This window comes from Methylobacterium sp. TK26, assembly GCF_055361565.1.
The window spans coordinates 371,079-393,381 of the sequence record NZ_CM143965.1 but is presented as its reverse complement, the minus strand read 5'-3'; the positions used below and the strand labels follow the sequence as shown (position 1 = coordinate 393,381).

At 69.6% G+C, this 22,303-nt stretch carries 23 protein-coding genes; 11 read left to right on the top strand and 12 right to left on the bottom strand.

All coding sequences use genetic code 11. From position 1 onward, the window contains the following. Positions 1-63: 63 nt before the first annotated feature. From fliP to ACXJ1Y_RS01930, 6 genes are all read right to left on the bottom strand, one after another. Complete coding sequence (gene fliP / locus ACXJ1Y_RS01955; RefSeq protein WP_463848510.1) at positions 64-828, bottom strand: flagellar type III secretion system pore protein FliP; 765 nt, start codon at positions 826-828, stop codon at positions 64-66. Then, a complete protein-coding gene (locus ACXJ1Y_RS01950; RefSeq protein WP_463848509.1) occupies positions 825-1,301 on the bottom strand; it encodes a flagellar basal body-associated FliL family protein in 477 nt (158 codons plus the stop codon). Before ACXJ1Y_RS01950 ends, fliP begins: the two co-directional genes overlap by 4 nt. A 126-nt stretch (positions 1,302-1,427) precedes the next feature. Beyond that, positions 1,428-1,892, bottom strand: a complete 465-nt coding sequence (locus ACXJ1Y_RS01945; protein ID WP_463848508.1) for a flagellar basal body L-ring protein FlgH — start codon at positions 1,890-1,892, stop codon at positions 1,428-1,430. 306 nt (positions 1,893-2,198) lie between these two features. After that, positions 2,199-3,386 carry a Na+/H+ antiporter NhaA gene (gene nhaA, locus ACXJ1Y_RS01940; RefSeq protein WP_463848507.1) on the bottom strand — a complete coding sequence of 396 codons (1,188 nt, stop codon included), beginning with the start codon at positions 3,384-3,386 and terminating at the stop codon, positions 2,199-2,201. Positions 3,387-3,444: 58 nt separating this feature from the next. Then, entirely contained in the window at positions 3,445-4,608 is a 1,164-nt protein-coding gene (locus ACXJ1Y_RS01935) for an acyl-CoA dehydrogenase family protein (protein ID WP_463848506.1), read from the bottom strand. Between the two features lie 73 nt (positions 4,609-4,681). Next, positions 4,682-6,232, bottom strand: coding sequence for an ABC transporter substrate-binding protein (locus ACXJ1Y_RS01930; protein ID WP_463848505.1), 1,551 nt, complete (start codon positions 6,230-6,232; stop codon positions 4,682-4,684). Between the two features lie 167 nt (positions 6,233-6,399). On the opposite strand from ACXJ1Y_RS01930, the gene ACXJ1Y_RS01925 reads away from it, so the two are divergent. The 4 genes from ACXJ1Y_RS01925 to ACXJ1Y_RS01910 are packed head-to-tail and all read left to right on the top strand — an operon-like array spanning position 6,400 to position 8,744. Continuing rightward, a complete protein-coding gene (locus ACXJ1Y_RS01925) occupies positions 6,400-6,852 on the top strand; it encodes a pilus assembly FimT family protein (protein WP_463848504.1) in 453 nt (150 codons plus the stop codon). Then, entirely contained in the window at positions 6,849-7,235 is a 387-nt protein-coding gene (locus ACXJ1Y_RS01920) for a type IV pilus modification PilV family protein (RefSeq protein WP_463848503.1), read from the top strand. The genes ACXJ1Y_RS01925 and ACXJ1Y_RS01920 overlap by 4 nt, the downstream gene beginning before the upstream one ends. Further along, positions 7,228-7,839, top strand: a complete 612-nt coding sequence (locus ACXJ1Y_RS01915) for a PulJ/GspJ family protein (protein WP_463848502.1) — start codon at positions 7,228-7,230, stop codon at positions 7,837-7,839. The genes ACXJ1Y_RS01920 and ACXJ1Y_RS01915 overlap by 8 nt, the downstream gene beginning before the upstream one ends. Beyond that, positions 7,836-8,744: a type II secretion system minor pseudopilin gene (locus ACXJ1Y_RS01910; RefSeq protein ID WP_463848501.1), complete on the top strand. Its 909-nt coding sequence runs from the start codon at positions 7,836-7,838 to the stop codon at positions 8,742-8,744. Before ACXJ1Y_RS01915 ends, ACXJ1Y_RS01910 begins: the two co-directional genes overlap by 4 nt. 66 nt (positions 8,745-8,810) lie before the next feature. On the opposite strand, the gene ACXJ1Y_RS01905 is transcribed toward ACXJ1Y_RS01910, so the two are convergent. Then, positions 8,811-9,425, bottom strand: a complete 615-nt coding sequence (locus tag ACXJ1Y_RS01905; protein WP_463848500.1) for an SCO family protein — start codon at positions 9,423-9,425, stop codon at positions 8,811-8,813. Positions 9,426-9,721: 296 nt separating this feature from the next. On the opposite strand from ACXJ1Y_RS01905, the gene ACXJ1Y_RS01900 reads away from it, so the two are divergent. Then, a complete protein-coding gene (locus ACXJ1Y_RS01900; protein WP_463848499.1) occupies positions 9,722-10,699 on the top strand; it encodes a sensor histidine kinase in 978 nt (325 codons plus the stop codon). A gap of 28 nt (positions 10,700-10,727) precedes the next feature. Here ACXJ1Y_RS01900 and ACXJ1Y_RS01895 read toward each other — a convergent pair whose 3' ends face one another. The 3 genes from ACXJ1Y_RS01895 to uraH form a co-directional block, all read right to left on the bottom strand. Next, entirely contained in the window at positions 10,728-12,890 is a 2,163-nt protein-coding gene (locus tag ACXJ1Y_RS01895; protein WP_463848498.1) for a molybdopterin-containing oxidoreductase family protein, read from the bottom strand. A 108-nt stretch (positions 12,891-12,998) separates the two neighbouring features. After that, entirely contained in the window at positions 12,999-13,412 is a 414-nt protein-coding gene (locus tag ACXJ1Y_RS01890) for a hypothetical protein (RefSeq protein ID WP_463848497.1), read from the bottom strand. Positions 13,413-13,474: 62 nt separating this feature from the next. Further along, positions 13,475-13,828: a hydroxyisourate hydrolase gene (gene uraH, locus ACXJ1Y_RS01885; protein WP_463850009.1), complete on the bottom strand. Its 354-nt coding sequence runs from the start codon at positions 13,826-13,828 to the stop codon at positions 13,475-13,477. A 203-nt stretch (positions 13,829-14,031) separates the two neighbouring features. On the opposite strand from uraH, the gene ACXJ1Y_RS01880 reads away from it, so the two are divergent. The 3 genes from ACXJ1Y_RS01880 to uraD are packed head-to-tail and all read left to right on the top strand — an operon-like array spanning position 14,032 to position 16,750. After that, positions 14,032-15,270, top strand: a complete 1,239-nt coding sequence (locus ACXJ1Y_RS01880) for a urate hydroxylase PuuD (RefSeq protein ID WP_463848496.1) — start codon at positions 14,032-14,034, stop codon at positions 15,268-15,270. Between the two features lie 31 nt (positions 15,271-15,301). After that, complete coding sequence (gene puuE / locus ACXJ1Y_RS01875) at positions 15,302-16,225, top strand: allantoinase PuuE (RefSeq protein ID WP_463848495.1); 924 nt, start codon at positions 15,302-15,304, stop codon at positions 16,223-16,225. Between the two features lie 15 nt (positions 16,226-16,240). Then, complete coding sequence (gene uraD / locus ACXJ1Y_RS01870) at positions 16,241-16,750, top strand: 2-oxo-4-hydroxy-4-carboxy-5-ureidoimidazoline decarboxylase (protein ID WP_463848494.1); 510 nt, start codon at positions 16,241-16,243, stop codon at positions 16,748-16,750. On the opposite strand, the gene ACXJ1Y_RS01865 is transcribed toward uraD, so the two are convergent. Next, on the bottom strand, positions 16,747-17,676 hold the full coding sequence (locus ACXJ1Y_RS01865; RefSeq protein WP_463848493.1) for a LysR family transcriptional regulator: 930 nt from the start codon (positions 17,674-17,676) through the stop codon (positions 16,747-16,749). The genes uraD and ACXJ1Y_RS01865 overlap by 4 nt on opposite strands. A gap of 132 nt (positions 17,677-17,808) precedes the next feature. Between ACXJ1Y_RS01865 and ACXJ1Y_RS01860 the strand changes: the two genes are divergently transcribed. Continuing rightward, entirely contained in the window at positions 17,809-18,648 is an 840-nt protein-coding gene (locus ACXJ1Y_RS01860; protein ID WP_463848492.1) for a bifunctional allantoicase/(S)-ureidoglycine aminohydrolase, read from the top strand. After that, positions 18,645-19,154, top strand: a complete 510-nt coding sequence (locus ACXJ1Y_RS01855; protein ID WP_463848491.1) for an ureidoglycolate lyase — start codon at positions 18,645-18,647, stop codon at positions 19,152-19,154. Before ACXJ1Y_RS01860 ends, ACXJ1Y_RS01855 begins: the two co-directional genes overlap by 4 nt. A 6-nt stretch (positions 19,155-19,160) precedes the next feature. Here ACXJ1Y_RS01855 and ACXJ1Y_RS01850 read toward each other — a convergent pair whose 3' ends face one another. Further along, the gene (locus ACXJ1Y_RS01850) at positions 19,161-20,519 is read right to left on the bottom strand and encodes an 8-oxoguanine deaminase (protein WP_463848490.1); all 1,359 of its coding nucleotides are present in this window, start codon (positions 20,517-20,519) and stop codon (positions 19,161-19,163) included. A gap of 266 nt (positions 20,520-20,785) precedes the next feature. Here ACXJ1Y_RS01850 and ACXJ1Y_RS01845 point away from each other — a divergent pair, with 266 nt between their 5' ends. Next, positions 20,786-22,174 (top strand): nucleobase:cation symporter-2 family protein, encoded by a 1,389-nt coding sequence (locus tag ACXJ1Y_RS01845; RefSeq protein ID WP_463848489.1) that lies wholly within the window; start codon positions 20,786-20,788, stop codon positions 22,172-22,174. The last annotated feature ends 129 nt before the right edge of the window (positions 22,175-22,303 follow it).

The window sequence follows — 22,303 nt, the reverse complement described above, 5'->3', positions numbered from 1 at the left end:
TGCTGGCGACCTGACTTGCGTCGTCAGCCTGTGTGACGGGTCAGCCTTGCGCGAAGCTGCTCTTCAGAAGAACGAGCGCACGAGACCTGTCACCAACAGATTCCAGCCGTCTATGAGGATGAAGAACAACACCTTGAACGGCAGGGAGATCACTGTCGGCGGCAACATCATCATGCCCATCGACATGACGATGGTGGAGACGATGATGTCGATGACGAGGAAGGGCAGCGCGATCAGGAAGCCGATCTCGAATCCCCGGCGCAGTTCGGAGATCATGAAGGCCGGGATCAGGATGCGCAGGTCGATCTTCTCGCCGGCCTCGGCCTTGGGGAAGTTGCGGCTGGCGAGATCGGAGAACGTCTGCAGATCCTTCGGCCGCACCTGCGCGGTCATGAACTCGCGGAACGGCTCCACGATCCTGCCGTAGGCCTCCTCCTCGGTGATCCGGTTTTCCTGCAGGGGCTTCACGCCCTCGCCCCAGGCCCGGTCGAAGGTCGGGGCCATGACGTAGAAGGTCATGAACAGCGAGAGCGAGACGAGGAACAGGTTCGCGGGCGTGTTCTGGAGCCCGAGCCCCGAGCGCAGGAAGGACAGCGCCACCGAGAAGCGCGTGAAGCTCGTGACCATCACGAGGAGGCCGGGCGCCAGCGACAGGACGGTGAGAAGCGCGACGAGTTGCAGGATCCGGCCCGAGGCCGCCCCGTTCCCCGCCGGCAGCAACTGGTCGAGGGCAGGAACGCCCGTGACGCCCTGTGCCTGCGCGGCGCCGGCCGCCAGCGTCAGGCCGAGGATCGCGGCGAGCCGCAGGGCATGCCGACGAGAGGTCATTGCACCACCAGGGATTCGACGATGAGTTCGCGGATCGTGCCCTTGCTGCGGAGCGCCACCCGTTCGTTGAGGTCTTCCCGCAGGTGCTGGAGCCCGCTCGCGCCCTCGATCTGTGCCAGGGAGAGGGTGCGCAGGTAGGCGAGCAGGTCGGCGCGGATCTCGGCGAGCGTCACGTCGGCGTTCGGCACGACGCCCTTCAGCACCACCGAGGATTCGACGCGCACCCAGGATTCGGTCGGTTCGGCGAGGTTCGTCACCACGGAGCCGACGCTGCGCAGGGAGAGGTCGCCGGCATAGTTCAGCGCGGGGGCGGCCTTGGCCTGCTCGTCGCGGACCTTCTGGTCCACCGCCTTCTCGACCGTCGAGAGCAGGTAGACGCCGAGCATCCCGCCCGTGCCGACCGCGACCAGGGTGGAGAGGAGAAGCCCCCCGACCCAGCCCTTGCCGCCCTTCTTCTTTTCGGCATCCGCCATGATGTGTCCCCCCGTCCGCGCGCTCGTGCAGAGACGCACTCACTCTGTTCATGCGTCTCTGCCCTAGCTCTTTGTTTTTGCATCAATTTTTCCGACGCGGCTGACGCCTTCGTCTGAATTGATGCACTAGAACGGCGAGACCGTTTCGAAGATCTGCTGGCCGACGGTCGGGTTCTGCACGTCGGTGATGCGCCCGCGCCCGCCGTAGGAGATGCGCGCCTCGGCAATCTTGTCGTAGTCGATCGTGTTCTTCCGCGAGATGTCGCGCGGGCGCACGATGCCGGCCGGCTTGCGCACCACGTCGTCGATGCCGGCCGTGAACAGGGCGAGGGTTTGTTCGAGGGAGCGCGTCTCGTTCAGGGCGATGATCGGCGCCCGCGACAGCGTGCGGATCGCCGCCGTGTATCCCGGCCGCTCGGTGAAGTCGCCGAGGACGAAGCCCTGCACGCTGTCCAGGTCTTTCGCGGGAACCCCGTTGAGCCAGATCTCAAAACCGTCCGTGGGGAGGGCACGGGCGCTGACGCCCTCTTCGCCGAAACCGGCCACGTACTGGGAGGTCACGCTTTCCCGCTCGTCGATGACGATGAACATCCTGCGGCGTCCTCAAGGCGCAAGTCGGTGCCGTCGCCCCGCGCAAGTCGCGAGTACGTCCAGAATGGCAGCTTGCGGTTGTATCTGGGTTCTTGGGGGTCCGATCCGCAAAAGTCTCGGTTTTGACTCATGCTGATCAATCGAATTCACGAGAAAGTCTGTCTCGTGACTGAATAAATATTATGTTTACAATGGTTAACGAGACGTTAATTGTCGCAGGGAGACCCTTCGCGACCGCAGGCGCTGCGGCGCAAATGCAACATCCCTCACGCGAGCGTGAAACGGTGCGGACGCGGCGGACGGGGGTTAGCGCGCGCCCGGCCGGGCCGGGGCGACGAGCAACACGAGGGCGCCCGCGACGATGCAGGCGATGGAGCCCGCGAGCACGCCGACCTTCACCTCCGATTCGAGCGCGGGGGCGTCGGCGAAGGCCAGGAGGCCGATGAACAGGCTCATGGTGAATCCGACGCCGCAGAGCAGCGCGACGCCGTAGACCTGCGCCCAGCTCGCGTGGGCCGGTCGCGGCGCCAGCCCCGTCTTCACGCAGGCGAGCACGAAGCCGAACACGCCGAGTTGCTTGCCGAGGAAGAGGCCGAGCGCCACGCCGAGGGTCACGGGATCGAGGAGCATCCGCGGTTCGAACCCGACGAGGGACACGCCGGCATTGGCGAAGCCGAAGATCGGCAGCACGAGATAGGCCGACCAGGGGTGGATCGCGTGTTCCAGCCGGTGCAGGGGCGAGGCCGGGTCGTCGGGCGTGCCCCGGCTGAGGCGCAGGGGGATCGTGAGGGCCAGCAGCACCCCGGCGATGGTGGCGTGCACGCCGGATTTCAGCACGAACAGCCACAGCACGACGCCGAGGACGAGGTAGGGCGAGAGGCGCGAGACCCCGGCCTTGTTCAGCCCGTAGAGGACCGCGAGGGTCGCGGCCGCCCCGCCGAGCATCGGCAGGGAGAGGTCGGCGGTGTAGAAGGCCGCGATGATGACCACGGCGCCGAGGTCGTCGATGATGGCGAGCGCCGTCAGGAACACCTTCAGCGACACCGGCACCCGCGACCCGATGAGGGCCAGCACCCCGAGGGCGAAGGCGATGTCCGTGGCGGCGGGAATCGCCCAGCCGCGCAGGGTCTCGGGCGAGTGCCGATTCACGGCAATGTAGACCAGGGCCGGGGCCATCATCCCGCCCAGCGCGGCGACGCCCGGCAGGACGCGGTCGGGCCATGTGCGCAGGCGTCCGTCGAGCATCTCGCGCTTGATCTCCAGCCCGACGAGCAGGAAGAACGCGGCCATCAGCGCGTCGTTGATCCAGTGCAGCACGCTGAGCGGCCCGAGATGGGCCTTGAGCGCCGCGAAATAGACCTCCGCCAGGGACGAGTTCGCCACGACCAGGGCCAGCGCGGCGCTCGCCATCAGCACGAGCCCGCCGCCGGCCTCGCTGGTCAGCAGGCGTCTGAGGGCGGAGGCCGGGCGACGGATCGTGCGGGGTGCATGCATGGCCCCCAGGGGGTGCCAAGGTTGGGGCACCGGTTCAAGCGCAATCGGGCCGGGCGGGTCAGAACGAGCGCGGCAGCCCGAGGATATGCTCGGCGACGTAGGACAGGATCAGGTTCGTGGAGATCGGCGCGACCTGATAGAGGCGCGTCTCGCGGAACTTGCGCTCCACGTCGTATTCGGCGGCGAAACCGAAGCCGCCGTGGAACTGGATGCAGGCATTGGCCGCCTCCCAGCTTGCCTTGGCGGCGAGATACTTCGCCATGTTGGCCTGGGCGCCGCAGGGCTCGCCGGCATCGTAGAGGCGGCAGGCCTCGTAGCGCATGAGGTTGGCCGCCTCGACCTCGATGAAGCTTTCCGCGATGGGGAACTGCACGCCCTGGTTCTGGCCGATGGGGCGGCCGAACACCACGCGCTCCTTCGTGTAGGCCGTGACCTTGTCGATGAACCAGTAGCCGTCGCCGATGCATTCGGCGGCGATCAATGCCCGCTCGGCGTTGAGCCCGGTCATGATGTACTTGAAGCCCTGGCCCTCCTCGCCGATCAGGTTCTCGGCGGGGATTTCGAGCTCGTCGAAGAACAGCTCGTTGGTCTCGTGGTTGACCATGTTGAGGATCGGCCGCACCGTCAGGCCCGTCTTGACGGCCTCGTGCAGGTCCACGAGGAAGATCGACATCCCCTCGGATTTCTTCTTCACCTGGTCGAGGGGCGTGGTGCGGGCGAGCAGGATCATCAGGTCCGAATGCTGGACCCGCGAGATCCACACCTTCTGCCCGTTGATGACGTAGCGGTCGCCCCGGCGCACAGCCGTCGTCTTGATCTTGGTGGTGTCGGTTCCGGCGCCGGGCTCGGTGACGCCCATGGATTGCAGCCGCAACTCCCCCGCCGCGATGCGCGGCAGGTAATGCCGGCGCTGCTCCTCCGAGCCGTGCCGGACGAGGGTGTTCATGTTGTACATCTGGCCGTGGCAGGCGCCGGAATTGCCGCCCGAGCGGTTGATCTCCTCCATGATGACGGAAGCCTCCGTCAGGCCGAGGCCGGAGCCGCCGTATTCCTCGGGGATCAGCGCGGCCATCCAGCCGGCCTTGGTCAGGGCCTCGACAAACGCCTCCGGGTAGCCCCGTGCCTCGTCGATGCGGCGGTGATACTCCGCCGGGAAGTCGGCGCAGAGCGCCCGCACCGCATCGCGGATCTCGCCATGGCTGCCGTGGTCGATCGTCTGCATCGGTGCTCCTCCCGCCCCCGAGATAGGATCGGGAGGGCGCCCCGCCAGCAGGCCCGGCGGGACGCCGCAGGATTCAGCCCTTCTTGACGTTCCAGAACACCGGCACGCCTTCGAGGACGCCCGAGATGTTGGGCCGGTACGAGGTCTGCACGAAGTACTGGCCGAGGGGCAGGTAGGGCAGGTCCACGAAAGCCTGCTTCTGGATCTCGGCGGCCACCGTCTTCTGGCTGGCGACATCGGGCGAATCGAGCCATTGCGAGCGCAGGGCCTCGATCTTCTCGCTGGTCGGCCAGCCGATGGCCGCGCCCGCGCCGTTGCCGCGCAGGAAGGAGCTGACCGCCGGGTTCGCCTGATCGAGTCCCGCCCAGAAGGTGCAGAACGCGTTCCAGCCGCCCTGCGCGATCGGGTCCTTCTTCGCCCGCCGCTGCACGACGGTGCCCCAATCCATCACCTGATAATCGACGTTGAAGCCGGCGCGGGAGAGCATGTCGGCGGCGACGTCGGCCAGCGCCTTGAGCGTCGGGAAGTCGGACGCGCCCATGAGCACGATCTTCTCGCCCTTGTAGCCTGCGGCGGCGAGTTCCTTCTTGGCCGCCGCGAAGTCGCGGGTGGAGGTCAGGGCATCGAGGCCGGCATCGTTCGCCATCGGCAGCTTCGGGCAGAAATAGCCGACCGGCGCGTGCATCAGCTTCGGGTCGGTGCCCGTCACCGCCTGCATGAAGTCGGTCTGGTCCACGACCTTGAGCAGGACCTTGCGGATCGCCGGGTTGTCGAAGGGCGGCAGGAGCTGGTTCAGCCGCAGCGTGCCGATGAGGCCGGTCGGGTCCTTGATGGTGGTGGTGAGGCCCCGCAGCGTCGGCACGAGGTCGGCCGGGGGCTGCTCCCACCAATCCATCTCGCCGGTCTGCATGGCCGAGGCGGCGGTGGCCTGATCGGGGATGATCGTCCACTCCACCCGGTCGATGTAGGCGCGCTTCGGGCCGGAGGTCCATTGCGGCTCGCCGCCCTCGCGGGGGACGTAATCGGCGAACTTCTCATAGACGACGCGGGCGCCGACGATGCGCTCGTCCGCCTTGAAGCGGAACGGGCCGCTGCCGACCATCTCCGTCACCTGCGTGAAGGCGTCGGTCTTGGCCAGCCGCTCCGGCATGATCGCGCAGATGTTGGAGCCGACCTTGCCCAGCGCATCCGGCAGGAGGACGAAGGGCTTCTTCAGCCGGAACTGGATGGTCGTGTCGTCCAGCGCGGTGAGTTCGTCCGTGTAGCTCAGGAGCGACTGCCCCATGGCGTCGCGCTTGCCCCACCGGCCGATGCTCGCCACGCAATCCCGCGCCAGGACCGGCGTGCCGTCGTGGAACTTCAGGCCCGGCCGCAGGGTGATCTTCCAGCGCTTGCCGTCGTCCTCCGTCACATGGCCCGCCGCCATCTGCGGCTGGGCGCGGAAGCTGCTGTCGAGGCCGTAGAGCGTGTCGAAGACCGCCAGCCCGTGGTTGCGGGTGACGTAGGCGGTCGTCCAGATCGGGTCGAGGACCGTCAGGTCGGCCTGCGGGATGAACTTGAGCACCCGCGAGTTCGCACCCTGCGCGAGGGCCGGCGCGGCCAGCGCGGCCCCGGACACGGCCATGAAACGTCGTCTGTTCAGCACGATCACACGCTCCGTTGTGGAAGGCACGCGAGCGTAGCATGGGCCGGGCCATTGGCAGCGGCCAAGCCGCGAAACCGAATCTTCACCACGCTCCGGTTGTCTCACGCGCGTGCAACCTCGCGCTGGGGTTGGGAGATTTCGCGAACGTGTCGGCCCGAGCAGCCCCGGAGGAGGCAGGCGAGAACGCGGGCTTCACCCTGGTGGAGATGCTCGTGACCCTGGTGATTCTCGGCCTCGCGGCGGCGGTCGCGACGCAGTTCGCCGGCAGCGGCACCGTGCGCCGGGCCGACCGGATCGCCGCCACCCTCGGCGCGGAGATGGCCCTGTTGCGGGTGCAGGCGCTGCGTTCCGGCGAGACCGCGCATCTCGTGTTCGAGCCCGATTCGGGGCGGTTCCTCTCCTCAAGGCCCGGCGCGGTGCCCATCGCGACGGCGCCCCTGCCGGTCGTCGTGCAGGTCGAGGAGGCCGCGACCGCGACGCCTGGGGAAATCCGCTTCCTGCCCGATGGCGGATCGAGCGGCGGGCGCATCGTCATCGGTGGGCGGGTGCTGACGGTCGGCATGCTGCTCGGCCGCGTCACGCGGGGGACGCTGCCGTGAGCGCATCCCGATCCGGCGGGGAGGACGGCTTCACCGTGGTCGAGGTGCTGGTGGCCTTCGCCATCGCCGCCATCGGCATGATCCTCGCCCTGCAGATCGCGGGGGAGACGGTGACGGGCCTGCGCCGGGCGGCCCTGTGGCAGACGGAAGCCGACGAGGCCGAATCGATCTGCCTGCAACGGATCGCGGCGGGACCTCTCGCGGTGGGGATCGGCGAGGGGCGCTTCGCGGATGGGCGCCCCTGGACGCTCACGGTGAGCGACGTGCGCGCTGCCCTGCCCGCGCGGCGCGGCCCGGCGATCTGGCGCCTCGTCCTCACCCTCGGCGGGCCGGAGGGGCGACCGGTCTACACCACCCTCGTGCCGGGCAAGCCCGATGCGTGAAAACAAGCCCGGCTCGCAGGACGGCTTCGCGCTGGTCGAGGTGTTGGTCTCCCTGGCGCTCGCCGCCCTCGTCGGCGTGCTGCTGATCGAGACCGTGCGCGTCGCGGGGCGGACCTCCGCCGCCGTCGCCGCCGCCGAGGGATCGGGACAGGTCCGCGCGGTACGCGACCACCTGACCCGCACCTTCGGGAGCCTCGCCAGCCGCCATATGGACGGCACCCAGCCGGTCCTGCAGGGCGGGCCGGATGGCCTCTCGGCGGCCATCGCCCCGGACCGCGCCGTCGAGCGCCCGGCGGAACTCGTCGCGACCCTCGTCGGCGTCCCGCGCGGGGATGGCGGCTTCGATCTCGTGGAGCGGCGCATCCCCCTCAAAACCCTCCAGGGCACGGCAGCGACGGCGCGCTCGGAGGTGCTGCTGGAACGGGTGGCCGGATTAGGGCTCCGCTATTACGGAGCGCCGGCCAAGGGGATGCCCGCCACCTGGGCGGCGGCCTGGGCGCGCCGGGACCGTCAGCCCGATCTCATCGAGGTGCGGATCGCCTTCGCCCCGGCGGACGCGCGGCGCTGGCCGCCGCTCATCATCGCCACGGGAGACGTGCGGTGAGCGGCGGCGCCCGGCGGGACAACGAGGACGGCTTCGTCCTCGTCTCGGTGGTGATGGTGCTCGCCGCCGTCAGCGCGGTCCTCGCCACGGCGATCCTGCAGACGCGGGCCAACGCCGCCCTCGCCCGCACCCGCGCCGACCTCGTGAACCTGCAGGGCATGGCGGACGGCATCACCCGCCTCCTCGCCCACGACCTCGCCGTGGCCCGGACCTACCGCCTCGCCGGGCTCGGCCTCCCGGAGGACGGCCGCCCTGTCGCCTGCGCCCTCCCCTCCGGCCGTGTGGCTGTGCTGTCCCTGGAGGATCAGGGCCGCCTGATCGACCTGAACCGCACGCCGCGCCCGGCGATGGAAGAGGCCTTCCGGATTCTCGGCGTTCCCGATTCCACCGCCCTCGCCCTCGGCGCGGAGATCGCCGATTATCGTGACGCAGACGACGTGCCGGAGCCCAATGGCGGCGCCGAACTGGCGCAATACCGCGCCAGGGGTCTCTCCTACGGCCCGCGCAACGGGCCCTTTCTCAGCGTCGATGAGATCGGGCGGCTCCCGTCGATGACGCCGGAGATCGCGGCGCGGCTCCAGCCGGCGCTCACGGTCTACAACGAGGCGGGGTCGTTCGACCTCGCGTCCCTGGTGCGGCGGTTGCAGCCTTCGGGCCCGGTGCCGCCGCAGGATGGGAGGCGCACCCCCTCCCCGCGCCAGTATTTCCGCATGTCCGTCACCCTCGCGCAGGGGACGGCGCGGGCCGGGCGTGTCGGGGTCTATGCCCTCGGCGGCACCCGGACAGGGACCGACTTCCTCGTCTGGCAACCGGGCGTGGCCCTGTCCGCCACGCCCGGCGCCGATCATCCCGCCTGCGCCGCGATCCGCGCGGCGCTGACGATCTCAGAGCTTCGAGGCAGTTGAGGTGAAGAGCTGGTCGGCCGCGCCGTTGCCAGTCCAGCCAACCGTCGCCGAGGCGGGGGTTCGGGGTCAGCGAGAGGCGGGCGCGGCCGGCTGGCCAATTCCCTGGGTGAAGGTGTCGAGGATCGCGAGGTCCCGCTGCAGGCGGGGCGCGTCCACGGGGTCGCCGCCATAGGTCATGGCGAGACCGCCCCGGCGGTCGAACAGCAGGATCGTCGGGGGCGGCTCCGGCAGGCGGTCGGCCGGGTAGCGCAGCCGCTCGGCGAGCGCCCGGGTCTCCTCGGCATCGGAGGCCAGGAAGCGCAGGCGCCGGTCGGGCCCGAGGAGCCCGTCCGCGAAGGTCCGGAACCGGGCGGCGTCGTCGGCGGCGGGGTCGGTGCCGATCACGAGGAAGCGGACACGCTCCCGCAGCGACGCGGGCAGGTCGCGGGCGAGCTTGTCGAGGTCCATCGTGCGGGTGACGCAGAGGATGGCGCAGCCCGAACTCGCGAAGGACACGACGGTCAGGCGGTCCCGGAGGTCGCCGGGCGAGACGTCCCTGCCCTGCACGTCCCGGCGGGAGGTCGCTCCCGCCCGCCAAATCAGGTTTCCCAGATCGCTCGGGCCGGTCTCGGCCGTCGCCCGGCCGGTGATGAGGCCTATGCCCGCCAGGATCAGGGCGGATGCAAGGGTGATGATCTTCATTCGTGCCAACGGCAAGATGCGACGACTGGTTGTCGACGTTCGTATGGCACATGGTTTAAGACGCGAGCATTGCGAGATTCTGCGCAACTAGCGGTTTCTTCGCCACAGCGTGAACGAAAGTGACTAACCGGCCGGCGGGCGGCAATCCGCCGTGTTTGACACGGGCGCCCGGTGAGGCATCACCGTGATCCCCTTGCCGAAGCCCCGGCTCCCTCCATCTCGCGGGGGGCCATGGAGACAGAATCCCGCCCATGGGTCTCGATCCCTCCGACCTGACAGAGCAAACCCGGACAGCCATGACCGAGCGGGGTGGAACGGCCGACGAGGTGTGGACGCTGGCGAGCTTCAGCGACACGATCCATCGCGGCGGGGTCGCCCTGTGGGCGTGGTCGCCCGTGCGGCGCCTCGCGCGGCTCGACAGCCTCTGCCAGGAATTCTGGGGCACCACGCAGACGGTCATCGGCATCGATGAGCTGTTCGCGAAGGTGAACCTCGAAGACCGCCTGGGGATGATCCGGGAATGGGAGGCCAGCGCCACCGACCCGCAGCCCTACAGCTTCGATTTCCGTGTCGGCGTGGGGCCGGAGGCGCGGTGGATCTCCGCGCGGGGCGTCGGCGGCGAGGCCGGGCGCGTCGGCGAATGGCTCCAGGCCATCTTCATGGACGTGACCGAGCACAAGCGCGCGGAGGAGGCCGAACGGCTCCTCACCGCCGAACTGGCGCACCGGGTCTCGAACATGTTCAGCGTGGCCCGCGCCCTGACCTCCATCGTGGCGCGGGAGGCGACCTCGATGCCCGCCTTCGCGGAAGACCTCGCCCGCCGCTTCGGCGTGCTCCACGAGGCCACGACCCTGGCGACGCGCTCACAGAAGTTCGACCAGGGCCACGTGCACCTGAAGGACCTCGCGCAGCGGATCCTGTCGCCCTACCACCAGGGCCACAACATCGCCGTCGCCATCGACGAGGGCGTCGTGGTCGGGTCCGAATACACCAACGACTACGCGATGATCTTCCACGAACTCGCGACCAACTCGGCGAAGTACGGGGCGCTGTCCGGCTCCGGTGCGGTGCGGGTCGAGGGCAGCATGACCGGCGACACGATCCGGCTCGCATGGCGCGAGGGCGGGGCCGAGCCGGGGGCGGTGAAGGGCGAGGGAACGGGCTTCGGCTCGCGGCTGCTGAAGCAGACCATCGAACGCAGCCTGCGGGGCCGTTTCTCGCGCACGATCGACGGCGACGGGCTGCGCTTCGAGATGAGCGTGCCGGCGGGCTGACGGGCGGTTTCCTGCCCGTCACTGCCCCTCAGTTGGCGCGCGAGACCTCGACGAGGTTGTCCGAGAAGGACGGCGCGTGGCCCATGTCGGTGAAGGCGCCCGACGAGATGCTGTTCACCGTGCCCTCGTTGAGCTGGCGCCAGTAGCCCAGCGTCGCCACGACGATGCCGGACTTCACGTCGTCGGTGATCCGCGCCACGCCCTTGAAGGCGCCGCGGTCGTTGGCGACCTTCACCCGGTCCCCGTCCAGGATGCCCCGCGCCCGCGCATCCTCGGCGCTGATCATCACGAACTGCTCGCCCTGGCCCTTTTGCTTGTCCTCCATGTTCGCGTAGCAGGAGTTCAGGAAGTAGTGGCTCTTGGGCGAGACGATGTTGAGCGGGAAACGCTTGGCGAGTTCCGGGTCGTTCGTGTGGGATTCACGCGGGCCGAGGTAATCCGGCAGCGGATCGAGGGCTTCGCCGGGCTGGAACCCCTCGTACATCTGGCGGAACGGCGGCGCGACGAAGTTCGTGGCGCCCTCGACCTTCAGCATGCACTTGCCGGTCGGCGTCGGGAAGTTGCCCTCGCGGTGGGGGGCGCGGTCGTCGGGGGTGCCGACCTTCAGGCGGGCGAAGCCGTGCTCGCGCATGTAGGCGAGGTCGATGCCCTCGCAGGCCGGGGCGTTCCAATCGACGTAGTGCTCAAGGCACTCGGCGTCGGTCCACTTGAAGTTCTCCTCCTCGAAGCCGAGCCGGGCGGCAAGGCGGCGGAAGATCTCGTTGTTCGGGATCGCCTCGCCCGGCGCCTCGGCGCACTTGGTGTTGTAGGTCAGGTAGAGGTGGCCCCAGGAGAGGATCATGTCCTCCATCTCGGCGCCCATCGTGGCGGGCAGCAGGATGTCGGCGTAGGAGGCCGTGTCCGAGATGAAGTGCTCGGCCGAGACCATGAACAGGTCCTCGCGCATCAGCCCCTCGACGATCTTGTCGGTCTCGGGGGCCTGCGTCACGGGGTTCGAGTTCCAGCACATCATGGACATGATGGGCGGATCGAGCCTCATCTCGCCGGTGAGCGCCCGGCCGATCTGCAGGTTCGAGACGACGCGGGTGCCCTCCGGGATCAAGTCGGGGCGGCAGATGACGTCGAACTTGTAGGGGTGCTCCCAGACGCCGAACTGCGTGATGCCGCCGCCGACATGGCGCCACGCGCCGGTCAGCGCCGGGATGCAGGCGACCGCCCGGATGGTCTGGCCGCCGCCGTAATGCCGCTCCAGGGCCACACCGATGCGGATGCCCACCGGCTGTTCGGTCGCCATCTCCCGGGCGAGCTTGCGGATGTCGTCGGCGGAGACCCCGGTGATCTCGGCGGCCCAGTCCGGCGTGCGCTCGGCGGCGCGCTCCTTCAACTCCTCGAAGCCGACGGTGTAGTTGTCGACGTAATCCTGATCGACGAGGCCCTGTTCGATGATCGAGTTGATCAGCGCCATGGCGAGCGCGCCGTCCGTGCCCGGCTTCGGGGCGATGTGCCAGTCGGCGGCCTTGGCGGTGCGGGAGGCGTAGGCGTCTATGACGACGACCTTGGCGCCCTTCTTCTGGGCGTCCTTCACGATGGCCCAATGGTGAAGGTTCGTGCTGACCGAGTTGCAGGCCCAGATCACGATGTACTTGGAGTGGATGTAGCTGTCCGGGTCGAGGCCGGCGGTCGGGCCGACCGTGAGCAGCCACGCGGTGCAGGAGCCCTCGCCGCAGAAGGTCCGCTCGGTGACGGTGGCGCCCATGCGGTTGAAGAAGGCGTCGCCGCCGTTCAGCCCGTGCACGAGGCCCTGGTTGCCGAGGTAGCTGTAGGGCGCGATGGCCTGCGGACCGTGGCTGTCGATGATCGCCTTCCAGCGGGTGACGATGGTGTCCAGCGCCTCGTCCCAGGAGATCCGCTCGAACTGCTTCGAGCCCTTCGGGCCGACCCGCTTCATCGGGTAGAGCAGCCGATCCGGGTGATAGTGGCGCTTCTCGTAATCCTTGAGCTTCACGCAGAGGCCACCGCGAGTCATCGGGTGGTCGGGGTTGCCGCGGACGCCCTGCAATTGGCCGTCCTTGACGTCGAACAGCATGGAGCAGGTGTCGGGGCAATCGTGCGGGCAGCCTCCGAAGAAGGTCTCCGTCAGGCTCTCGGCCTGGGCGACGATCAGCGAGTCCGGCTTGACGATTTCGTTCATGTTTCCTCCGCGCCCGAGCGTCGTGCCTTCTTAGGGAGGCATGGCAGCAGCTCGGTACGCGCGGAACGTGCACTAAAAGTCGATTTATTCCAAATCGACGGGCCGCTTTCAGCGGCGGGGGAAGTTGGGCAGAAAGTCGCGGTCGGTGAGCGCGGCGGCCAGCACCGCGAACAGGCCGAGATGCAGGCCCGCCGCCGCCAGGGCGACATTCTGGAAGGTGAACAGGGCGAGCGCCCCGCCCGCCATGGCCGGCGGCCCGGCGACGTAGACGGCGACCCGCCACGCGGAGGCGGGCCGTGCGAGGCGCCATTGGCAGGCGGCGAACGCCGCGAGGGCGAAGACGCCCTTCATCGCCGCCATGAAGCGGAGAAGCCGCGCGAGGTCGGGGTCGGGGATCGCGGCGGGAGCCCGCAACGCCGCCGCGCCCGCGACCAGGAGCGCGAGGATCGTCGCCAGGACGAGGATCGTCCGCACCGGCCGGATCTCGGCGGACGGGACGGCTGCGGATGTGAGGGCGCGCATGGTCGCGTCTCCTGCGGCTGACCCGAGTCTCGCGCGAAACGCCCCGTCGCGCAATCGAGGCGTCAGCTTCCCCGATAGGTTGAATAGCTCCACGGGGTGACGACGAGGGGGACGTGATAGCGCGCCGCCGGATCGGTCACGCCGAACCGGACGGGCACCACATCGAGGAACGGCTGTTCCGGCCCCGCCCCCGTCCGGGCGAAATACGCGCCGACATGGAACAGCAGCTCGTAGGTGCCCGCCCGCAGGGACGCGCCTTCGAGGAGCGGCCCGTCCGTGCGTCCGTCCGTGTTGGTGATCGTGGCGGCGACGCGCTCGCTCGATCCGTCGTCGCCGAGGCGGCGCAATTCGATGGCGACCCCGGCGGCCGGGCGGCCTGCGGTGGTGTCGAGGACGTGGGTGGACAGGTGGCCCATGGGGAAGGTCTCGCGGAGGATGCGCGAGACGAGCACGCGGCGCGGCGGCGGCGCAACCCGAAAACCGCCCGCCATCTTTCGAAGCGTTTTGAAAGACCTTACCCGCCGGACGGGTCGCCGCCGGCCCGGCTTCGGGGCACACCTCTTGCTGCGATCCCGCGCCGAGACCGGCCGGCATCACCCGCCTGAGAGGGACCCGTCCCATGTACCCGATCCTGCATGAATGGGGCGGCTTCCTCATTCGCTGGACCCATGTCGTTGCGGCGATCGCCTGGATCGGCGCCTCGTTCTACTTCATGCACCTCGACGCCAGCCTGCGCGCCATCCCCGCGATCCCCGCCGGCAAGGGCGGCGAGGCCTGGGAGGTGCATGGCGGCGGCTTCTATCAGGTGCGCAAGTATCTCGTCGCGCCCGACCGGATGCCGGAGCACCTGATCTGGCACAAATGGCAATCCTACTCGACGTGGCTGTCGGGCTTCTTCCTGCTGTGCTGGGTCTATTACGGGCAGGCCGACCTCTACCTGATCGACCCGGCGGTGCGGGTCATCGCGCCGATGACCGGCGCGTTCATCGGCATCGGCGCCCTGGCGCTCGGCTGGCTGATCTATGACGGGCTGAACCGCTCGCCCCTGGCCAACCGGCCGCCGCTCTTGGCCACGGCGGTGTTCCTGACGGTCGTCGCCTTCGCCTTCGGCTTCCAGCAGGTCTTCTCCGGCCGGGCGGCGATGCTGCACACGGGCGCCGTGATCGCCACCTGGATGACCGGCAACGTGTTCTTCGTCATCATGCCGAACCAGCGCAAGGCCATCGCGGAACTGGTCGCGGGCCGCGTGCCGAACTCCGCCTGGGGCAAGCAGGCGAAGAACCGCTCCTCGCACAACAACTACCTCACCCTGCCGGTGCTGTTCTTCATGCTGTCGGGCCATTACCCGCTGGCGTGGTCCTCACCCTATAGCTGGATGATCGTCGGACTCGTGGTGATCGCGGGCGGCGTGGTCCGCCACTTCTTCAACGTCCGCAACGCCGGGGGCGGCGACCGCTGGTGGACCTGGGGCGTGGCCACCGCCTGCGTCGCCATCGCGGCGGCGATCAGCATCGCCTCCTCCCCCGTCGCCCGCGAGCGGATCGGCTGGACCGCCGCCGCCGAGGCCGCCCCGGTCCAGCCGGTGAGCCTCGCCTTGGCCGCGCACCCGCCCGTGGACGAGAGCGTGATGAACGTCATCGGCACCCGCTGCGCCATGTGCCACGCCGCCGAGCCGCAATGGCCGGACATGGCGAGCCCGCCCAAGGGCGTGCTCCTCGACACCCCCGAGCATGTGGCGCGCTTCGCCTCGGCGATCCGCATGCAGGCGGTGCTGACCCACGCCATGCCGCCGAACAACATCACCGACATGCAGCCCGAGGAGCGGGCGGAACTCGCACGCTGGCTCGCCGCGCGCTAACTTTTCCGCACCCTTCGCAGGATCCTCTCCCGTGACCGCTCCCCTCCCCGGCGACGACGCCCCCCGCGACTTCATCGGCTACGGCCCGACCCCGCCCGACCCGCGCTGGCCCAACGGCGCCCGCGTCGCGGTGCAGTTCGTGCTGAACTACGAGGAGGGCGGCGAACGCTCCGTGCTCGACGGCGACCCCCATGCGGAGGTCTTCCTCTCGGAGATCGCGGGCGCCCTGCCCTTCCCCAACCGCCATATGAGCATGGAGAGCCTGTACGAGTACGGCGCCCGCGCGGGGGTGTGGCGCATCCTGCGGCTGTTCCGCGAGCGGGGCGTGCCGCTCACGATCTTCGGCGTGGCGCAGGCGCTGGCCCGCAACCCGGCCGTGGTGGAAGCCTTCCTGCGCGACGACCACGAGATCGCCGGCCATGGCTGGCGCTGGCTGTCCTACCAGGACGTGCCGGAGGAGATCGAGCGCGAGCATCTGGCCCGCGCGGTGGAGACGATCCAGGGCCTGACCGGCCAGAAGCTGCTCGGCTGGTACACCGGCCGCGACAGCCCGAACACGCGGCGGCTCGTCGTGGACCAGGGCGGCTTCCTCTACGATTCGGACAGCTACGCCGACGATCTGCCCTACTGGGTGCGCATCGGCGGCAAGGAACACCTCGTGGTGCCCTACACCCTCGACACCAACGACATGCGCTTCTCGGTGCCGGGCGGCTTCCCCACGGGCGAGCAGTTCTTCGCGCACCTGCGCGACGCCTTCGATTGCCTCTACGCGGAAGGCGCCACCGCGCCGAAGATGCTCTCCATCGGGCTGCATTGCCGCCTCGTCGGGCGGCCGGCGCGGCTTCCGTCCCTGGCCCGCTTCCTCGACCACGTGCTGAGCCACCCCGACGTGTGGGTGACGCGGCGGATCGACATCGCCCGCCACTGGGCCGAGCACCACCCCGCCGGGGCCTGAGAAGGACGAAACGCCGTGATCGCCATCGCCGCGCTGAACGACCTGCCTCGGGGCGAGTTCGTCGCCCGCCTCGCCGAGATCTACGAGCACTCGCCCTGGGTCGCGGAAGCAGCGTATGCGCATCGCCCCTTCGCCTCCCGCGCCGCCCTGCACGCGGCGATGGAGGCGGCGGTGGCGGGCGCCGATGAGGGGCATCGCCTCGCCCTGCTGCGCGCCCACCCGGAACTCGCGAGTCGCGCCGCCCTCCGGGGCGAGCTGACCGCCCATTCGATGAGCGAGCAGGGCGGCAGCGGCCTGTTGGAGGCGCCCGCCTCCTCCGTCGAGCGGATGCAGGCGCTGAACGCCGCCTATTCCGAGAAATTTGGCTTCCCCTTCATCATCGCCGTGAAGGGCCTCGACCGCGATACGATCTTCGCCCGGCTCGAAGCGCGCCTCGGCAACACACCCGAGGCCGAGCGGCAGGAAGCCCTGCGGCAGGTCGGCCGCATCGGGGCGCTCAGGCTCGAAGCCCTGATCGCCGATTAGGCCACCTGCTTGCCGAGGCGCGCGAGGCCTTCGCCGACATGGGCGCGCAGGGCCTCGTGGGCCATGTCCACGAAGGTCTTGGTGCGGGCCGAGAGCATTTTTCGCGAGGGATAGAGCAGGCCGAGCGTCGCCGAGGTCGGCGGCGTGTGTTCGAGGATGGGAACGAGCCGCCCTTCGGCGATAGGCGCCGCCACCTCGAACAGCGGCTTCAGGACGATCCCCTCCCCGGCGAGCGCCCAATCGGTGAGGGTGTCGCCGTCGTCCGAATCCATGTGCCCGGTGACGGGCAGCGTCACCGTTTCCTCGCCGTCCACCAGCGTCCAGCGGAACTGCTCGGAGCCGGGGAAGCGCAGCAGCAGGCAATCGTGCGTCAGCAGGTCGGCCGGCTCGGTGGGCGCCGGGTTGCGGTCGAGATAGGACGGCGCGGCGCAGAGCACCCGCTCGATCTCGGCCACCTTGCGCAGGGTGAAGGTGGAATCGCGCATCTGCGACAGGCGGATCGCCACGTCCACCGCCTCTTGCACGAGGTCGAGCAGGTGTTCCGACAGGCGCAGCCGCACGTCCGTCTCGCCGTGGCGGGCGCGGAAGTGCGGCACCAGCGGCGCAATCACCCGCCGGCCGAGGCCGATCGGCGCCGTGATCTTCAAGGCACCACGCGGCGCGGCGCCCGCCTGCTCGACGCTCTTCTCGGCCTGCTCGACGGCGGCGGTGATGTCGAGGCAGCGGTCGTAGAACAGGCGCCCCGCTTCCGTCAGGCTCATGCGCCGTGTGGTGCGCGTGAGGAGGAGACAGCCGAGATGCTCCTCCAGCGTCTGGATGCGGTAGTTGATGACCGAGGGCGAGAGGCGCAGCGAGCGCCCCGCCGCCGAGAAGCTGCCGCTCTCCGCTGAGCGCATGAAGATGCGGATGCTCTCGAGCGAGATCATGCGGTGGGATCTTCAGAAGCCGTTTGAAACTGTCAACGAAATTTCCCCCGGGCTCTCCTGGGGCGAGCCCGCTAAGCTGCCGCCGAGGGCGCCTCCCGTTCGGGGCGGCCGGAACCAGTGTCGGATCGGGCGATGACGCATTCCCATTACAACCCACCGAGCGGCGGTCATCCCGGCCAGACCGCGCTGATGACCGGCCGCGCCGTCTTCACGGAAGCCTATGCGGTGATCCCGCACGGGGTGATGCGGGACATCGTGACGAGCGCCCTGCCCTTCTGGGACGGCACCCGCGCCTGGATCGTCGCCCGCCCGCTCTCGGGCTTTGCCGAGACCTTCGCGCAATACCTGATGGAGGTCGCCCCCGGTGGCGGCAGCGAGCAGCCGGAGCCGGACCCGCAGGCGCAGGGCGTCCTCTTCGTGGTCGAGGGGCAGGCCCGCCTCACCCTCGACGGCGACACCCATGCCCTGCGGCCGGGCAGCTACGCCTATCTCGCCCCCGGCGCCGCGTGGTCGCTGCGCAACGAGGCCGGCGAGAGCGTGCGCTTCCATTGGGTGCGCAAGGCGTTCGAGCCGGTGCAAGGCCTCGACCGGCCGACCTCCTTCGTCACGCACGAATCCGCCGTGGAGCCCGCGAGCATGCCCGGCACGGACGGCGCCTGGGCGACGACGCGGTTCGTCTCCCCCGACGACCTGCGCCACGACATGCACGTGAACATCGTGACCCTTCGGCCGGGCGCCTCGATCCCCTTCGAGGAGACCCATGTGATGGAGCACGGCCTGTTCGTGCTGGAAGGCAAGGCGGTCTACCGGCTCAACCGCGACTGGGTCGAGGTCGAGGCCGGCGACTTCCTATGGCTGCGCGCCTTCTGCCCGCAGGCCTGCTACGCGGGCGGGCCCGGCCCCTTCCGCTACCTCCTGTACAAGGACGTGAACCGTCATCCGTCCCTCCGCGCCTTGGGAGGCGGCCGGTGAGCGAGCGGACCCTCGTCGCCCGGCCCCTGACGGCCGAGGCCTTCGCGCCGTTCGGGCAGGTCATCGACAAGGCGGTGACGCAGCCGCGCCCGATGAATGCCGGCAAGGCCCGGCGCTTCCACGACCTCGCGGATATCCTCGTCTCCGGCGAGGCGTCCCGCGTAGTGGTTGGGCTCGTGGAGGCGGAGGCTTATCCGCTGCCGCTGGTGTTCCGGCTGGTGGAGCGGCACCCGTTCGGCGCCCAAGCCTTCATCCCGCTCACCGACGCGCCGTTCCTCGTCATCGTCTGCCCCAACGAGGACGGACGGCCGGGCCGTCCGCAGGCCTTCGTCACGACCCCATGGCAGGGCGTCTGCTACGCCCGGAACACGTGGCACGGGCTGCTGACGCCCTTCGGGCAGGCGCAGGACTTCGTGGTCGTGGACCGCGCCGGCGCCGGGGTGAACCTCGAAGAGTTCACCTTCCCGGAACCTTGGACGGTCGCCCCGCCGGAGGCGACCGCCTGAGACGTCTCACGCCTCGCCGTTCACCAGCTTGGCGGCGAGCGCGTTGTGGCGGGCGGCGAGCGTCCGCGTGTCGAGGGTCGTGAGCCGGCCCTCGCGCACCACGATCCGGCCGTTGATGATGCTCCACGCCACCTTCTGCGGCGCGCAGAAGGCCAAAGCCGCCACCGGATCGTGCAGGGCGCCGGCCATGTCGAGGCCGCGCAGGTCGAAGGCCACGATGTCGGCGGCCATGCCGGGCGCGAGCGCGCCGATGTCGTCCCGGTTCAGCACCTTGGCGCCGCCGAGGGTGCCGATCTCCAGGGCCTCCCGCGCGGTCATCGCCGCCGGGCCGAAGCCGACGCGGGCGAGGAGCATGGCCTGACGGGCCTCGCCCAGCATGTGCGAGCCGTCGTTCGAGGCCGAGCCATCGACGCCGAGGCCCACCGGCACGCCCTCGCAGCGCATCTGCCGGATCGACGCGATGCCGGAGGCGAGGCGCATGTTCGAACAAGGGCAATGGGCGACGCCCGTGCCGGTGCGGCCGAACAGGGCGATGCCCGCCGCGTCGAGCTTCACGCAGTGGGCGTGCCAGACGTCGGGGCCGGTCCAGCCGAGGTCGGCGGCGTATTCGGCCGGCGTCATCCCGAACTTTTCGAGGCTGTAGCTGACGTCGTTGTCGTTCTCGGCCAAGTGGGTGTGGAGCGAGACGCCGTAGCGGCGGGCGAGTTCGGCCGATTCGCGCATCAGCCCCCGGCTCACCGTGAAGGGCGAGCACGGCGCCACCACGATCCGCCGCATGGCGAGGCGGCACGGGTCGTGCCAGCGCTCGATGAGGCGCTGCGTGTCCTTCAGGATCGCGGCCTCGTTCTCCACCACCGCATCGGGCGGCAGGCCGCCGTCGCTCTCGCCGACGCTCATGGCGCCCCGGGCGGCGTGGAAGCGCATCCCGATCTCCTCGGCGCCCTCGATGGAATCGTCGAGGCGGCAGCCGTTCGGGTAGATGTAGAGGTGGTCGCTCGACGTGGTGCAGCCGGACAGGATCAGTTCGGCCATGGCGGTCTGCGTCGAGACGCGGACCATCTCCGGCGTCAGCCGCGCCCAGATCGGGTAGAGCGCCTTCAGCCAGCCGAACAATTCGGCATCCTGCGCGGCGGGCACCGCGCGGGTGAGCGACTGGTACATGTGGTGGTGGGTGTTCACGAGGCCGGGCATGACCACGTGGCCCGCCAAGTCGAGCACCGTGTCGGCCTGGGCCGGCACCTCGGCTGCGGGACCCACCGCGACGATGCGGTTGTCCTCGACATAGACCGCGCCGCCGCGAATCTCGCGCCGGGCCTCGTCCATCGTCACGAGGATGTCGGCGTTCCTCAGGAGCAGGGAAGTCATCGCGTCACTCTCCGGGCGCGCCCTCTCGGGGCCGTCAGCGGGGCCGAGCATACGGGAGCGGGCCCGGCGGGACCTTGGCGATTTTTCGCAAAGTGCTTCCGAAATTCGCGCGTAGCATTCCTTAGCCGTCATGCAACTTTCAGGGGCCAGCCATTTCGGCGGCGCATGCTTGGCCTCGCCCCACCCCGGCGGGCCGCGATCCCGCACCGGACGACACGGACCCGCCAGAGGTCCGGCCCGGCGCGGCCCCCCCGGAGGTTACGCCGATGACCGATCCCTTGAGGACACCGCGCGAGGTCGACGCGGTCGATGCCATTCCGCCGCTTCCGAAGCTCCTCGCCTACGGGATGCAGCATGTGCTGGTGATGAGCGCGGGCGCGGTGGCGCCGCCGCTGATCCTCGGCGCGGCGATGAACCTGCCGGCCGAGACGGTCGCCTACCTCATCAATTGCGACCTGCTGGTGACGGGCCTCGCGATCCTCATCCAGTCGCTGGGCATCGGCATGTTCGGTGTCCGCCTTCCGGTCATCATGGGCGTCAGCTTCGCGGCGGTGGGCCCGATGGTGGCGATGGCGCAGGACCCGACCATCGGCCTGCCCGGCATCTTCGGCGCCACGATCGGCGCCGGGATCTTCGGCCTGCTGCTGCGGCCGTTCTTCGCGCGGCTCGCGAACTTCTTCCCGCCGCTCGTGACCGGCACGGTGATCCTCATCATCGGGGTGACGCTTCTGCCGGTCGGCATCAATTGGGCCGGCGGCGGCTTCGGCGCCCCCGATTTCGGCGCCCCGGTTCATCTCGGCGTCGCGGCCTTCGTGCTGGCGGTGATCCTCGTGATCAGCCGCTTCGCTACCGGGTTCGTGGCCAACATCGCGGTGCTGATCGGCCTGATCGCCGGGCTGTGCCTCGCATGGCCGCTGGGCCTGTTCCGCCTCGACGGCCTCGGCGACCGCCCGCTCATCGCCCTCGTCACGCCGTTCCACTTCGGCTGGCCGACCTTCCACGTCACGGCGGTGGCCGCCATGTGCATCGTGATGATGGTCACGCTGGTCGAGTCGACCGGCATGTTCCTCGCGGTCGGCGACATCGTCGGCAAGCCGGTGGACAAGCGCACCCTGACGCGCGGCCTGATGGCGGATTCGCTCTCCACGCTGATCGCGGGCTGCCTCAACACCTTCCCGCACACCTCGTTCTCCCAGAACGTCGGCCTCGTGAACATGACGCGGGTCCGCAGCCGCTACGTCACCGTCGCGGCGGGGTGCATCATCCTCGCCGTCAGCCTGCTGCCGAAGGTGGCCTTCGTGGTCGCCTCGATCCCGCCCGCCGTCCTCGGCGGCGCCGGCATCGTGATATTCGGCATGGTCGCGGCGGCGGGCCTCAAGATCGTCGGTGGCGCCGACCTCGGCGACCGGCGCAACCAGATCGTCGTGGCGGTGAGCATCGGGCTGAGCCTCATCCCCATGGCCGCGCCGAAGCTGTTCGCCGCCACCGCACCCGCTTGGGCCGGGCCCATCCTGCACAGCGGGATCACGCTGGGCGCCATCGGCGCCATCGTCCTCAACCTGCTGCTCAACTCGGATCGCCTCGGCGAAGGGGTCGAGCCCCATCCGGCCGACCCGGAACCCGCCTTCCCGCACGCCGCCCTCGACCGCGCCTGAGGGGACATCCATGCCCGCTTCGCATCACGCCCCGCTCTCGCGGCGCAACGTCCTCAAGGTCGGACCCTCGGACGGACCGGCCTTGGCCGCCCCCGGCCGCACCCACCCCACGTGTCGGTGCCTCTCCGC